13 protein-coding genes are annotated in these 14,815 nt (G+C 32.7%); 5 read left to right on the top strand and 8 right to left on the bottom strand.

All coding sequences use genetic code 11. From position 1 onward, the window contains the following. Positions 1–975, bottom strand: a 975-nt coding sequence (locus VKY41_RS02590; RefSeq protein ID WP_500812873.1) for an FAD:protein FMN transferase, incomplete at its 3' end; no start/stop codon positions are given. 7 nt (positions 976–982) lie between these two features. Further along, positions 983–1,360 carry a DUF8840 domain-containing protein gene (locus tag VKY41_RS02585; RefSeq protein WP_500812872.1) on the bottom strand — a complete coding sequence of 126 codons (378 nt, stop codon included), beginning with the start codon at positions 1,358–1,360 and terminating at the stop codon, positions 983–985. A 176-nt stretch (positions 1,361–1,536) separates the two neighbouring features. Between VKY41_RS02585 and VKY41_RS02580 the strand changes: the two genes are divergently transcribed. From VKY41_RS02580 to VKY41_RS02560, 5 genes are all read left to right on the top strand, one after another. Beyond that, positions 1,537–1,995, top strand: a complete 459-nt coding sequence (locus VKY41_RS02580; RefSeq protein WP_500812871.1) for a Na(+)-translocating NADH-quinone reductase subunit F — start codon at positions 1,537–1,539, stop codon at positions 1,993–1,995. Between the two features lie 81 nt (positions 1,996–2,076). Then, positions 2,077–3,219, top strand: a complete 1,143-nt coding sequence (locus VKY41_RS02575) for a hypothetical protein (protein WP_500812870.1) — start codon at positions 2,077–2,079, stop codon at positions 3,217–3,219. Positions 3,220–3,310: 91 nt separating this feature from the next. Then, positions 3,311–3,892 carry an RNA polymerase sigma factor gene (locus tag VKY41_RS02570; protein ID WP_500812869.1) on the top strand — a complete coding sequence of 194 codons (582 nt, stop codon included), beginning with the start codon at positions 3,311–3,313 and terminating at the stop codon, positions 3,890–3,892. A gap of 4 nt (positions 3,893–3,896) precedes the next feature. Continuing rightward, positions 3,897–4,637, top strand: a complete 741-nt coding sequence (locus VKY41_RS02565; RefSeq protein WP_500812868.1) for a tetratricopeptide repeat protein — start codon at positions 3,897–3,899, stop codon at positions 4,635–4,637. A 14-nt stretch (positions 4,638–4,651) separates the two neighbouring features. Beyond that, the gene (locus VKY41_RS02560) at positions 4,652–7,903 is read left to right on the top strand and encodes a CHAT domain-containing protein (protein ID WP_500812867.1); all 3,252 of its coding nucleotides are present in this window, start codon (positions 4,652–4,654) and stop codon (positions 7,901–7,903) included. Positions 7,904–8,597: 694 nt separating this feature from the next. Here the strand turns inward: VKY41_RS02560 and nqrF are convergent. The 6 genes from nqrF to VKY41_RS02530 form a co-directional block, all read right to left on the bottom strand. Further along, positions 8,598–9,905 (bottom strand): NADH:ubiquinone reductase (Na(+)-transporting) subunit F, encoded by a 1,308-nt coding sequence (nqrF, locus tag VKY41_RS02555; protein ID WP_500812876.1) that lies wholly within the window; start codon positions 9,903–9,905, stop codon positions 8,598–8,600. Between the two features lie 7 nt (positions 9,906–9,912). Continuing rightward, a complete protein-coding gene (nqrE, locus tag VKY41_RS02550; RefSeq protein ID WP_500812866.1) occupies positions 9,913–10,695 on the bottom strand; it encodes an NADH:ubiquinone reductase (Na(+)-transporting) subunit E in 783 nt (260 codons plus the stop codon). A 75-nt stretch (positions 10,696–10,770) separates the two neighbouring features. Beyond that, entirely contained in the window at positions 10,771–11,415 is a 645-nt protein-coding gene (locus VKY41_RS02545; protein ID WP_500812865.1) for an NADH:ubiquinone reductase (Na(+)-transporting) subunit D, read from the bottom strand. A gap of 3 nt (positions 11,416–11,418) precedes the next feature. After that, positions 11,419–12,168 (bottom strand): Na(+)-translocating NADH-quinone reductase subunit C, encoded by a 750-nt coding sequence (locus VKY41_RS02540; RefSeq protein ID WP_500812864.1) that lies wholly within the window; start codon positions 12,166–12,168, stop codon positions 11,419–11,421. A gap of 2 nt (positions 12,169–12,170) precedes the next feature. Then, on the bottom strand, positions 12,171–13,370 hold the full coding sequence (locus VKY41_RS02535; RefSeq protein WP_500812863.1) for an NADH:ubiquinone reductase (Na(+)-transporting) subunit B: 1,200 nt from the start codon (positions 13,368–13,370) through the stop codon (positions 12,171–12,173). A gap of 84 nt (positions 13,371–13,454) precedes the next feature. Then, positions 13,455–14,810 (bottom strand): Na(+)-translocating NADH-quinone reductase subunit A, encoded by a 1,356-nt coding sequence (locus tag VKY41_RS02530; RefSeq protein WP_500812862.1) that lies wholly within the window; start codon positions 14,808–14,810, stop codon positions 13,455–13,457. Between the last annotated feature and the right edge of the window lie 5 nt (positions 14,811–14,815).

Here is a 14,815-nt window from a genome sequence, read left to right as displayed (position 1 = left end):
CAAAAATACTTTTAGCTCTGGATGTGTCTTTAAAAACTCTTTAATTTTCTCAATTCCCATAGCCTTAAAAGCTGTTGCATAAGCATCCGCTGTCATACAATCCTTAGCTATTACAGAAATACTTAATAAATTGGTTTTACTTGGGTAACCTGTTTCTGTATCTATAATATGCGAGTATTTATTACCGTTTTCATCGGTTTTATACTTTCTATATGTTCCAGAGGTTGCCATCGATTCGTCGTGAAGTGAAATGGCTTTTAAAATAGATTGTTCACCATCAAAATGTGGTTCCTCCACTCCTACTTTCCAATCTGCTTGTTTTTCGAAATTTCTACCTTTAGCTCTAATTTCACCCCCTATTTCAACCAAATAATTAGAAACATTTTTACTTTCTAAAAACAAACCAATTACATCCACTCCATAACCTTTAGCAATTGCATTAAAATCTATAAAGGTATTGGGATTTTGCTTTTCTATAGTTAGATTATGTCTCATTACTTTATTAAATCCAACACTAAGCATAAGACTATCTATTTTTAAGCTATCTAGGCCCATAATAGAACCTTCCGGACCAAAGTCCCATGCATTCACTACAGCCCCAATACTCGGATCAAAAACACCCTCAGTTAAGCTATAAATTTCTTTTGAAGCATCGAACACATTTGCAAAATGATGATCTATAACATTAGACTGATTTTTATTCAATCTTGAAATATCTGAATCAGACTGATAAGTAGACATTGACTTGTTAATAACATGAAACAAGCTATCAAACTGTTGCTGATAATTTACCTCAGAATCATAAATAACCGAATAACTTGTACCAAAAACTTCACCGAATAATTTGCTATTCCTTGGTTTTGGTTTACAAGAAGCCAAGAACAAGAAGGCAACTATAAATGTTATGAAAATTATATAATGGGAATTATTTCTACGGATAAATAGTTGGCCAATAATTGCTCTATTTTCTTTCATCTAAAATCTAGTTTAAGTTGGTATCTATTACTTGAATACCATTATATTCCATTAAGTAGTCTTCATCTAAATAAATAGGTAAATCTTCACCATTAGGGTTTCCTAATCCAACACCGGCATACAACACTTTAGCATCTTTTTCCATTGCGTGCTTTTTAAAGGATTCCATCCAAATAACATCGTAATTATTAGGGTTATCTGGAAGAATAACAGCACGAACAATAACAAAATAGTACTGTTTGGTTTTGTCCATACACACAAACTGAGGGTGCTTTTTTAATTTACTATTAACAGCAATGAACTCAAAACCTCGTTCTTCAAGATCTTTTCCAACATGATTCATAGCTAAATAATGTAACTCTTGTTCTGAAAGTTCTTTTCTCATGATGCAAAATTACTATTTATTAATTTGTTCACATAAAAATAAAAAATGTTTAACTATAAACTATACTCAATCATTAGTTGGAACATAAATTTACATCTTAACAATGTTAAAATGAGATATTAAACTAGATTAAGTGCTTCAAATTTGGTAACTTATAGTTTCAAAAACTAAATACTATGAAAACCACAAAAAGATTAGATTTAGCCTTACAAAAACTATACGTAGCTTTTCAAAATAACACCTTGCACCCTGAGTGTTGCAAACAGTGCGCTGTTGGAAACATATTGGACAATAACGATTCTTGGAAGCATTTATCCGATCAACATGGGTCTCTGAACCTTAATTATGTGGGACTGGTTAATCAGAATTTTGGAAGAAAATTTAACGGGTATTCACCATTAGAATTACTTCAAATAGAAGCTGTATTTTTAAAAGCGTGTGGCTATCAACTACCTCTCCATAATAAAAACAAAAGGCCGAAAAACCCAACCGATAAAGATGTGTTATTTGAAGGCCTTTCTGCTGTAGTTAGGTTTTTATGCAAGTTGGATCAAATTCAAGATGTCATGGACTGCTCAGAATTATTTCAATATAAGATTAGCAAGAATGCTAGTCCCAACTTAATTTCGACCTAAACACTACAACTAAGGAAAAATCACCAAATAATTTGATGACATTTTTAGAATGTTTCGATGTACTTGTATAATACAAACATTATGAAACGTTCGAACTACTTCTACACGCTTTTGATTCTAATTCTATTTTGCTCTTGTGGAGAAAATAAAGAAAATTATGAATTTCCAAACGATGGTTTCAAAACTGAAAACAACAACTCTAATCAGGACGTAAACTCAATTCAAAACAAACAAAAAACACATGCCTTAAAACCATATTATGTCATGAACAAGCAATTTGGAATACCTATTGGTGCGATGCCTATACCAAGTACTTGGAAAAAGAAAGAACAAAACTCTGAAAACATTTATTTTGAAGGTCCAAACGGTATTGAAGTTTATGGAGAAGTTTCCAACTCATTCTTTTATTCCAATAGTCCAGAAAGAAATCAGTACACCTTAAACACTGGAAGTCAAGTAAAACCAGTAAAAAGCACACAACGTTTAATTGAAGAAGACTTAAGGCCTTTAGTAGAAGCTGAAGGATTACAGTTTATAAATCAGTTTCCTTTACCTCAGTTAGCTCAATTCGATAACAAGTTTAATAGTTATATATTTAAATCTACTCCAGAACAAAGGCACAATGACTGCATTGTTACGGAATGGGAGGGTCCAGATGGAAAATTAACGATGGTTATTGTTAGATATTTCATTGCTCAATATACAAGTATTGGTGGTTTAGATTGGGGCTACACTTTAAACAGCATGTCCGCTCCAAAAACTGAATATGAGAATGCTAAAAACGCCTATATAAACTCGTTGGTTAATTTTGAAATAAACCCACAATGGGTTCAAACAAGCAATCAATACTATGCACAGGCAGCACAACAAAGCAATACTGCACATCAAATTAGAATGGCAAATATTCAGGCCCAAGGAGAACAAATGCGCGCTGCTGGAAGAGCAAGTAGTCAGGCTTTGGATAATCAATATAATACTTGGAGAGCTAATCAAGCATCATCAGATGCAAGTCATTCACAATATATAGATGGCATATATGAAAGGAGAAACATGGCAGACCCCTCTGGAAACATCTACAAAGTGGATGGCTATGAAAACAATGTTTGGCTGAATAATAACAACGAATATCTTGCAACAGACAACTCCTTATATAATCCAAATACAGATAATACTAACAACGATTATAACTGGCAACAATTAGAAGAAACGGATAATGGTTACTAAAATTCTCAGTTCGTCTTATTAAACTACACTTGGTCAAAAATGATATGAATTATTCCAACTTTCTACTATCTTTAAGTTAAGATGCAGAAAATTGAAAAATAACTTGAATACACATACAGATAGCACGCAAATTATTGAGCTTATTAAAAAGAATGATCAAGGTGTTTTAGAAACCCTGTACCAAAGCAATTTTCCTAAAATAGAAGCATTCATTTTAAAAAACAGCGGCACAAAGGAACAGGCTAAAGACATTTTTCAAGAAGCTTTTATTACAACTTGGAAGAATGTTAAGGCCAATAAATTTACACCACAAAATAATCATTCCTTAGATGGCTATTTATATACAATTTCAAAAAACAAATGGATGGATTTTTTACGATCAAAGTATCATAAAAAAACAGTTATTACCTCTAAACTAAAGCATTTTGAAATTTCTGATAAAGAAACTCAAAATAAACTCGATGACATTTTAAAAGAAGGTCGATTACAAAATATTATGGATGCTTTTAAAAGCTTGAGCTTGCCATGCAAAAATTTATTGACCAAGTTTTATTTTGAAAAAAAATCGATGAATACTATTGCAGAAGAACTGCAATTAGACGCAGCATCTACTAGAAACAAAAAATACAGATGTATGCAAAAATTAAGAGAATTAGCCTTAAAAGACATTTAATAGCATGAACCTAGATTATAACATAACACAAGAAGAATTAGAGCATATTGAACGCTACATCAACAAAACTTTAACGCCTGAAGAAACTGTTGCTTTTGAAAAGAAACTTAAAAATGATTCCCATTTTAAAAATCTAGTGGAAGATATTAAAACCATGCTTCTTGGTATTGAAACACAAGCCCTAAAAGAAAAGTTAGAAGAATTCCATGAAACTCTTCCTAAAACAGAAGTACTTATTAAAAAACCTTCAAGGGTGAAGTATTTAAATCTAAGAAAATTAGTTGCAATAGCTGCTGTAATTTTGGTTTCTTTAGGTAGTTATTGGTTTCTCAACAATGAGTCTAAGTCAAATTTATACAGCAAATATTATTCTCCAGATCCTGGATTACCAACAACAATGAGTACCACAGATGATTTTACATTTTATGATGCCATGGTAAACTATAAAAGAAAAGATTATGACCTAGCCATTTCTAAATGGGAACCTTTACTTACAAAAAAACCAGAAAACGACACCTTAAATTATTTTATTGGTTCGGCCTATTTAGCTAGTGGAAAAGAAGTTCAAGCTATAACACATTTAAAAAAAGTGACTCAGTTAAAAGAAAGCAACTTTAAAAACGAAGCATTTTACTATTTGGGTTTAGCCTATTTAAAAGCAGAGAATATCGAGTTTGCTAAAAAATATCTGAGCCATAGCACTTTTAATAATAGCGAAGTCATACTTTCTGAGCTAGAGGAATAATCAACTCAACATCTATGATAACAGTTTTAAAAAACCGGGTTGTAATTCTGGTTAGTTTGTTATTACTAATAAATTTACAAATCGTAATTTCACAAAACGATTCTGTTTACGGCACGAGTTATATCAAAAAACTGTTAGACGAAGACCATATACAAGAAGCCAAAAAAGAGCTAAATAAACAACTAGACGTCTATCGTTATCAGAAAAATGTAGACAGCTTAATAAAGTATGTATCTCTAGTAGGAAGTTTCAAGTTGGCTAAGGGAAATCTAGATTTGGCTATAAAGAATGCTGAAGCTTTTGGAGAAGAATTAAAACAATATAAAAGTCAATATATTAATAAGGAATTCCTCCTTGAATTAGCATGGATTTATGATGATGCCGGATATACAAAGAAAGCTTATGATACGTTAGAAAAAGCCTTAGTGCTTGCCAAGGAGATTAAAGACCCCAAATTAGCAGGTATAAGTATTATTTATCATAATTTAGGGTATGTAGCTTCTAATCTTGGTGATATTACTTTGGCAAAAAAACAGTATGCTATTTCTGTTAAAATGATGGAAAGGGAACCCACTAAAGACTTTGAATCTCTTCAAAAAACATACAATTCTTTAGGTGGGATGATGTGGTATTCATCTAAACTAGATAGCAGTCTTTATTATTTGAACTTAGCCTATAAAATGTTAGATAGCGTCGAAAAAAACGATTTGAATTCTTATTATCGACCAGCTCTAGTGAAAATGAATATCGCGGTAATAAATCACTCCCTTGGCCATATAGACAATGCCATTGAGGCATCTAAAGAAGTGATAAGTAGTTTTCAAAAATATTTGGATATTTCTAAAGATGAATCCAGGAAGTTACGAGCATTAAAAAATCAATTGGCGGCTATTGACAATTTAGGTTCCTTTTATCATTCTATTGGAGAGTTTGAACGAGCTGACGAGTTGATAACGTATTCCTACAACAAAAAACTAAAAACGCTTGCTCCAGATGACATTAATATTACCATTTCCCAAATTATTTCTGCACAGGCTAAAATAGGCTTAAGAGATTTTAAAGCTGGAAAAAAACTGATTGATCAAGCTATCGAAAGAATTAACAATAGTAAGAATACACAGCTATATTGGCATGCAAGCGCTTTATCTACTAAAGCTGAAATTAGTGATAAATTAGGCGACATTGCAGCTGCAGATAAATATTTTAAAGCTGCCGATTCTATCTATAGAAAATCACTTGGAAAAAACGAATATTCTAGAGACTTTTTGGATGAAATGATCGATATGTCGCAATTTTATGCTAAAACTAATAACCCAGAAAGGGCTATTTCTTTAGCTGAAGAAAGCTATAATTTTATAAAAACAAGCGATTTTAAAAACACCTTACAAGGTTTTCACCACATATTAAATCTAGCAGAGGTTTACTATAAATTAAAAGATTACCATCAAGCCATTAATTATACTAACGAGGCGTTGAACTTACTAAACAACGAAGATTTATCAGCCGTCAATTTTACAGATTCTATTCAAATTCAATATAGAAAACCTAAAGCATTATTGATTAATGTCAAATCGAAGTATTACTTACAACCAAATAAGTCGGAAAGCTTTCTAAAAAATTTAATTACACAAATAGATAATGGTTTATCTATTTTAAACCAACGAAAAGAAATAATTAAATCTTACGACGATTTAAGTTTACTTATTACTGAAAATAACGAGCTTTTTGATTTCGCCAAACAATTACATCTGGACTTGTACCAGAAAACCCAGGATGAGACTTATCTTACCAATTTTTTAACCATTCATGAATCTAGTTTATACAATAGAATAAGATCGCGTTTAAGCCTAAAAAACAATATGGTTTTCGCCCATATTCCTAAAGAGGTTATAGCCCGAGAAACTGCTTTAAAAGCACAAATAAACACTTCTATTGAAAGCACAAACGACGAAAGCTTTGAACTCTTTTTTAAAGCCAATACCAATTGGAATTTCTTTTTAGACTCTTTAAAAACAACCTATCCTAAATACTACAAAATGCGATATGCTTCTATCGAGAAGTCTTTAAGTAATATTCAAAAAAGCATTCCAAAGAACACTACAGTTATTCGCTATTTATTTAGTAATGATACTTTATATGCGGTGGTTTTAAACAAGTCTAGAAAACAGCTATTCAAATTGGATGATTCTCAAATAAAAACACATATCATTCAGTTAACGGAAGCATATATAGATATGCAAACAACAAGTAAACACCTGAATAAATTATACACATCACTTTGGGAACCTTTAGAATCAGATGTTAAAACTAAAAAAGTTATTATCATTCCAGATGGAGAGTTATTCAATTTAAGTTTTGAAATGTTAACCAATAAAACTCTAACGTCTTACGCTGAACTATCAACCAATAGCTTACTTTCTAAATATATTATTTCTTATAATTACAGTTTATTTTTAGTCGATAACGCCAATTCAAGTTTCGGTTATAAAGAAAACTTCATTGGTTTTGCTCCGGAATTTAATGACAAAATGAAAAAAGATTACCAGTTTAAAATTGAAGACTCCTTAGAAATTGATAAAACATATTTGACACTTTTACCGCAGCCATTTACAAAAGAATTAGCTGAAAAATCTTCTCAACTTTTTAATGGTGAATCCTTTTTAAACGAAAAATCAACCAAAAGTATTTTTACACAAAAAGCCAAGGAGCATAAAATAATACATATTGGCACACATGCCGAGTCGAACAATCTAACTCCAGAATTATCTCGATTGGTGTTTGCAAAATCGACAGACAGCACAAGAATAGACGACGGTTATTTATACACTTACGAAATTTACAACATCAATTTATCTTCAAATTTAGCCATATTAACTGCTTGTGAAACTGGTAAGCCAACCTACCAAGCTGGAGAAGGAATGATTTCATTAGCTCATGCATTTAATTATGCTGGAAGCGAAAGTATTTTAACTAGTCTTTGGAAAGTAGATGAGCAATCTAGTGCCGAAATAATTAGCCATTTTTACAATTATATAAAAAAGGGGATGGATAAAGATGAAGCACTTCAAAAAGCTAAATTAGATTATCTTAAAACTGCAAAAGGCCGAACTACAAACCCCCAATATTGGGCCGGTTTAGTTATCATTGGAGACACAACTCCTATTAATATTACTACTACATCTAATATTACTTTTTGGATGTTAGGGCTAGGTTTAATAAGTATCATTGTATTAATTATCACTCTAAATAATAGACATCGTAAGTAAAAAATGGTCTATTCTATTAGATGGCATTCTAGCAACAGCATTAAAAAATAACCAATAAATTAATAACTAACTGCACCCATTAATCGGAGTATTAACAAAATATGAGTATGAAAAAGCTTTCTATATAAGGAAAGCCTTTTGACAAGAACTAAAAAATTAATTTACCCCTACCTAAAATTACTAGCTGTCAGATTATCATGTAAATTTAAAATTGTAAGCAAATAATATATAATTTTTAATATCTATTTTACCCTAACTGTATTATTGGTTTTATCTTTAATCTGTTAATCATCGAATCCTAACATCAACGTATCCGTTATAATTACAATGTTTTAACCATGTAGTTGACCATGGAATATATTATGTCAGAAGTCATTAAAACTATCCGATTTCTAATTTATTTCGACTCTCCAATTTAAGACACAAACCCAGGTTAAAGTGCATTAAAATAGGACCAATAATTTGGATTACTCCAACTATATCAGTCTCCATTAGCCTAAATTCGTTTTGAGCAGAAATGATCAATTAAGCACAAAAATTGTGATACAAAATAAAGTTGCTTCATCTGTAAAAAGTTTTAAAGCTGATTTTACTCTTACATCAAAAAAATGGTAAATAGTGAGGATAAAAAAACCCAACACTTTCGTGTTGGGTTAAATTATTATAGATTCTTTGACTTCTCTTAGATCAAATATTATCCTCCAAAGTCGTCGAAACGAATATTCTCATCTGCAATTCCAAAATCTTCTCCCATTTTCTGAACAGCTTTGTTCATTAATGGAGGTCCACAGAAATACAATTCAATATCTTCTGGAGTTTCATGATGATTTAAATAGTTCTCTATTACACAGTTGTGAATAAATCCTACAAACCCATCCCCTGGTGCATCTATGTTTTCTTTTACTTTCCAATTGTCTTCTGGTAATGGTTCAGAAAGAGCTAAATAGAATTTAAAATTAGGGAAATCTCTCTCTAATTCACGGAAATGCTCTAAGTAGAACAACTCACGTTTAGAACGTCCACCATACCAATAAGTTACTTTTCTACCCGTTTTTAAGGTTTTGAATAAATGATATAAGTGTGAACGCATTGGAGCCATTCCCGCTCCTCCACCAACATAAAGCATTTCTGATTCAGATTCATTAATGAAGAACTCACCATAAGGTCCAGAAATAATTACCTTATCTCCCGGTTTCTGATTAAATATATATGAAGACGCAATACCTGGATTAACATCCATCCATCCGCCTTTAGCGCGATCAAAAGGAGGTGTTGCAATACGTACGTTTAACATAATTTCACGTCCTTCTGCAGGGTAAGAAGCCATAGAATAAGCTCTTTCTACAGTTTCAGTATTTTTCATCACTAATGGCCAAAGCTTAAATTTGTCCCACTCGTCTTGAAACTTATCTGGAGTCTCATGCTCTTCAGGATGTGCAGTAATGTCCATATCTTGAAACTTAATTTCACAAGGAGGAATTTCAATTTGGATATAACCACCAGCTTTATAGCCCATATCTTCAGGAATTTCAACAACAAATTCCTTAATAAATGAAGCTACATTATAATTACGTACAACGGTTGCTTCCCATTTTTTAATACCAAACACTTCTTCTGGAATGGTAATTTCCATGTCTTGTTTCACTTTAACCTGACAAGACAAACGAGCGCCTTCCTGTAACTCTTTACGAGTAAAGTGAGGGGTTTCTGTAGGAAGTGCTGAACCGCCTCCAGAAAGCACATGACATTCACATTGAATACATGTTCCACCACCACCACAAGCCGATGGTAAAAATATTTTTTGTGATCCTAGAGTAGATAATAAACTATCTCCTGATCCTACTTCAATAGTTCTTTCGCCGTTAATTGTAATTTTTACCGGTCCAGATGGCGATAACTTTTGTTTTACAACTAATAACAACGCAACTAATAACAATGTAATTATTAAGAAAGCGACTACTGTTATAATAACTGTCCCTAAGGTACCTGCTGCTAATACTATCATCCTACTATTTTATTGTGTTGTTAGCTAAAGTTTTTTCTTCTGCTTTATACGTATCGTTTATACTCTCGGTAACATTAGTAGCTTCAACTTCTGTTAAAGTTGTCTCTACTTTTGTTTCTGTTTCTTCTATAACTTGAACAGTTTCTGTTTCAGTTGCAGTTTCTTCATCACCTCCGGTTAACATTCCTCCAAAACTCATAAAACCTATCGCCATTAAACCTGTAATAATAAATGTGATTCCTAATCCTCTTAAAGGAGCTGGTACATTTGAATATCTAATTTTCTCACGAATAGCAGCAATAGCTAAAATTGCTAAAAACCATCCAATCCCTGATCCAATTCCATAAGTAGTTGCTAAACCTAAGGTTGCTATTTCTCTTGATTGCATGAATAACGAACCACCTAAGATGGCACAGTTAACAGCAATAAGAGGTAAAAAGATACCTAATGAGTTATAAAGAGCTGGAGAAAATTTCTCCACAATTATTTCTACTAATTGTACCATGGTAGCAATAGTAGCAATAAACATAATAAATGATAGGAAACTTAAATCGTAATCGGCATATTCAGCACCTAACCAAACTAAGGCTCCAGGTTGTAATAAATATTGATCTAATAACCAGTTTAACGGTACTGTTATAGCCAATACAAAGATAACTGCGGCACCAAGTCCAACAGCGGTGTTTACTCGTTTAGATACAGCAAGGTACGAACACATTCCCAGGAATACTGAAAATACCATGTTATCTATAAATATCGATTTGAAAAATAATTCTATATGTTCCATTTTTTTTAGTGTTCAGTATTCAGTGCTCAGTGCTCTATAATTTCTTACTTAGACTGCCCAACTGACTTACTAATTTTAGTCTTCTATTAAAGCTTTATTTCTACTACGTTGAATCCAAATTATAATACCTACAACTATCAAAGCCATTGGAGGCATAATCATAAATCCATTATTTTCGTATCCGATTGCATATAAACCAGTTTTAGCAATTGGATCTCCTAATACTGGAATTCCAAATAAGGTTCCAGACCCTAATAACTCTCTAAAGAATCCTACGATTATTAGTATAACTCCATATCCTAAAGCGTTTCCAACTCCATCAAGGAAAGAACGCCATGGTCCGTTTCCTAAAGCAAAGGCTTCAAAACGTCCCATAATGATACAGTTAGTAATAATTAACCCAACAAATACAGAAAGAGTTTTACTTAGTTCGTAAGCAAAAGCTTTTAGAACCAAATCTACTATAATTACCAAAGCTGCAACAACAATAAGTTGTACGATAATTCTAATTTTTGAAGGAATAATATTTCGCATTAATGAAATTACCACGTTACCTGCACCTAGTACAAATATTACCGAAATTGCCATAACTAAGGATGCTTTTAACTCTGCAGTAATTGCTAAAGCAGAACAGATTCCAAGTACTTGGATAGTAATTGGGTTGTCATCTGCTAAAGGATCTAATATTAGTTTGGCATCTTTTTTTGATAAAAGTCCCATAAATTAGTTGTTTTTTAAGTTTTTAAAATAAGGCACGTATAATTTCAATTCGTTTCGAATCATAGCAGAAACACCATCTCCAGTAATAGTAGCTCCAGCAATGGCGTCTACTGCATTATCTGTCTTATCTATATTTAATGGATCTGCGTTTCCTTTAGCTACATTAACACCCACAAATTTACCGTCATCCATAAGCTCTTCACCTATAAAATCATCCATAAAAAAACGTTTGTTAATGTTGGCTCCAAGACCAGCTGTTTCTCCTTTATGATCGAAAAAAGCTCCTTGTATAACCATGTTTTCGTCCATTGCAATGTATGCCCAAATAGCATCCCAAAGTCCTTTTCCTAAAATTGGCGCAATATAGTATGTTTTTCCATCCTTATCTTCACCTATAAACAAAGGAAGTCTTCTTTCTTTCCCAGCTTTTGCATTAGTTTGTTCCTTCTTAACATCTATTAAGTAAGCTTTGTCATCTTCAATAATTTTATCTCCTTGAATAACAATTTGCTTTTTAATGCTTTCAGCAAACAATTTAGGCGCTTCTTCTGTTGAAACGAAAATAGCATTGGTATCGTCGTTGTCATTTATCCCCATAGCATACAAAATATTTTGTTGCTTCTCTAGCTCTCTGTTGGTCGTAATCCTTTCTTTTAAAGATGACGATGCATAAGCTAGTAAGGAACCAACTACTAGTACCATTCCTATGGCAAAAATAATTGTATATGAATTTTTATCTGTTCTCTTTTCCATTGTTAAGCGTTTTTAACTTTAAGACGTTTCGATCTATGTTTAACATTTCCTTGAACTACATAATGATCGATAGTTGGTGCAAACACGTTCATTAATAAGATAGCTAACATTACTCCTTCTGGATAGGCTGGATTGAATACACGAATAAGGATTGAAACAAATCCAATTAAAAATCCATAAATCCATTTTCCTTTATTTGTTTGTGAAGCTGTAACAGGGTCTGTTGCCATAAATACCGTACCGAAAGCAAAACCACCAATTAGTAAATGCATCCAGAATGGTGTAGTCATTAATCCATAGAACTTACTTGTTTCAGTAATGACTCCTGCATCAACAAGACCATTAAAAATAAGTCCCATAACTAAAGCTCCAACTACAGATGATAACATAATTCTCCAGCTACCAACTTTAGTAAAGATTAAGAAAAGACCTCCTAATAAAATTAATAGTGTCGATGTTTCACCAACTGATCCTGGAATAAATCCGTAGAACATATCCCAAACATCGTATAAAACTTCTTTCCCTTGCGCTAAGGTTCCTAATATAGTTTCACCTGAAATGGCATCTAATTTTTCTCCAGCTGCAATGGCTTGATCTCTTTCAACTGCTCCGTGAACCCATACTTTATCTCCAGACATCCAAGTTGGATATGCAAAGAATAAAAAGGCACGAATAGTTAATGCAGGATTTAGAATATTCATTCCTGTACCTCCAAATACTTCTTTACCAATTACAACCCCAAAAGCTACTGCTACTGCAAGCATCCAAAGTGGTGTATCAATTGGAACAATTAATGGCACTAGCATTCCAGTTACTAAATAACCTTCTTCTACTTCGTGTCCTTTAATTACAGCAAATAAGAATTCAATAGCTAAACCTACACCATATGAAACAATTACTAGAGGTAGTACTTTAAATAAACCTACATAGAATGCTTCCCATGACAAGAAATCTACTGGAGTTCCAAATGCGATATGATGTTGATATCCGGCGTTGAACATACCAAAAATCAAACATGGTACCATAGCCATTATTACGGTATTCATGGTACGCTTTAAATCATCCGCTACTTTAATATGAGTCCCGTTTTCGGTAGTCATATTTGGCAAGTATAAAAAGGTATGGAGAGCATTAAATGCTGGAGCCATTTTGGTTCCTTTATACTTTTCTTTTAAGTTATGTAATGTGCTTTTTAAACCCATTGTTTTAGTATTTCATTAAGGTCACGATTACCGTTCCCATTATTTCGATTTGTTTATGTGATGTCGTAAAATTAAATCTAATTATTAACCTATTTCTTTAATCATTACGTCCAAACCTTTTCTTATAATGTCTTGATGTGGTTGTTTAGACACACAAACAAATTCTGTTAAAGCAAAGTCTTCTGGCGCTACTTCGTACATTCCTAAAGCTTCCATTTCATCTAAATCGGAATACATACAAGCTTTTAAAATTTGTAACGGATAAATATCTAAAGGGAATACCTCTTCATAATTACCTGTTAACACAAAATTTCTGTGCTCACCGTTTGTATTTGTATTTAAATCGAAAACTTTATTTGGAAACAACCATGAAAAAGTCATGGCTCTTGAAGTGGATATTTTATTGAATACAGGTTTGTTCCATCCAAAAAACTCATAATCATCTCCTTCAGGGATAATCGTGATGATGTTGCTATAGTAATCCAAGCAACCATCTGGCTTCACTTGTTTTCCTGACAACACGTTTCCAGAAATAATACGATCGTTACTATCTTTATCAATCCCATTATCATATACCATCGTAGCTATTTCACTACCTATTTTGGTTTTAAAATATCTTGGCTTTTTAACAGAAGAACCTGCCATGGCAACAATACGCTCGGCATTGAATTTTCCAGTTAACAACAATTCTCCCATAATTACAAGGTCTTGTGCATTAACTGTCCAAACAAACTCTCCTTTGTTAACAGGATCAATTTTGTTTATTTGAGTTCCAACATTCCCTGAAGGATGCGGACCTGAAACTTTATGAAGTGTAATTCCTGACAAACCAGCTAAAGGAGACGAACTGTTTTTTCCAACAGACACATGCACTTCACCTTCGGTTAATTTACCTAAGGCAGTAACAGCTGCTTGAAGTTCTGCTTCCTTTCCTTTTAGCGTATAATCTAAATCTGCTGCTAATGGCGCTGAGGCATAAGCAGAAATAAAAATAGCTTTGGGTGCATTGTTTGGTTTTGCAATAATATCATAAGGACGTTGTTTGATAAATGGCCAGCACCCAGAAGCCAACAAATGACTTTTAACTGCTTCTCCATTTGCAGACTGCACATCAAACCTACCGTTATCCTGATACACTTGTTCTTTATCAGCTTGAATTTTAATAGCTAATATTCTTCTTTTCTCTCCACGTTCAATCTCCAATATCTCCCCTGAAACCGGAGAAACAAATTTTACAGATTCGTCAGACTTATCGTAAAAAACAGTTTCACCTGCTTTTACTTTAGCTCCAACTTTTACAACCATTTTTGGAATTACTCCATGGAAATCTTCTGGTCTTAAAGTATAGAAATTGCTAACTATTGCATTTTCAGTAGCTTTCTCAGCCACACCTTTAAGTTTGATATCCAGACCTTTTTTAATCCTAATGTCGTTTGACATATTTA

The sequence above is a fragment of the Xanthomarina sp. genome (assembly GCF_035306605.1).
GTDB lineage: Bacteria > Bacteroidota > Bacteroidia > Flavobacteriales > Flavobacteriaceae > Xanthomarina.
The sequence above is the reverse complement of the archived record's forward strand: the minus strand, read 5'-3'. Positions and strand labels throughout refer to the sequence as shown.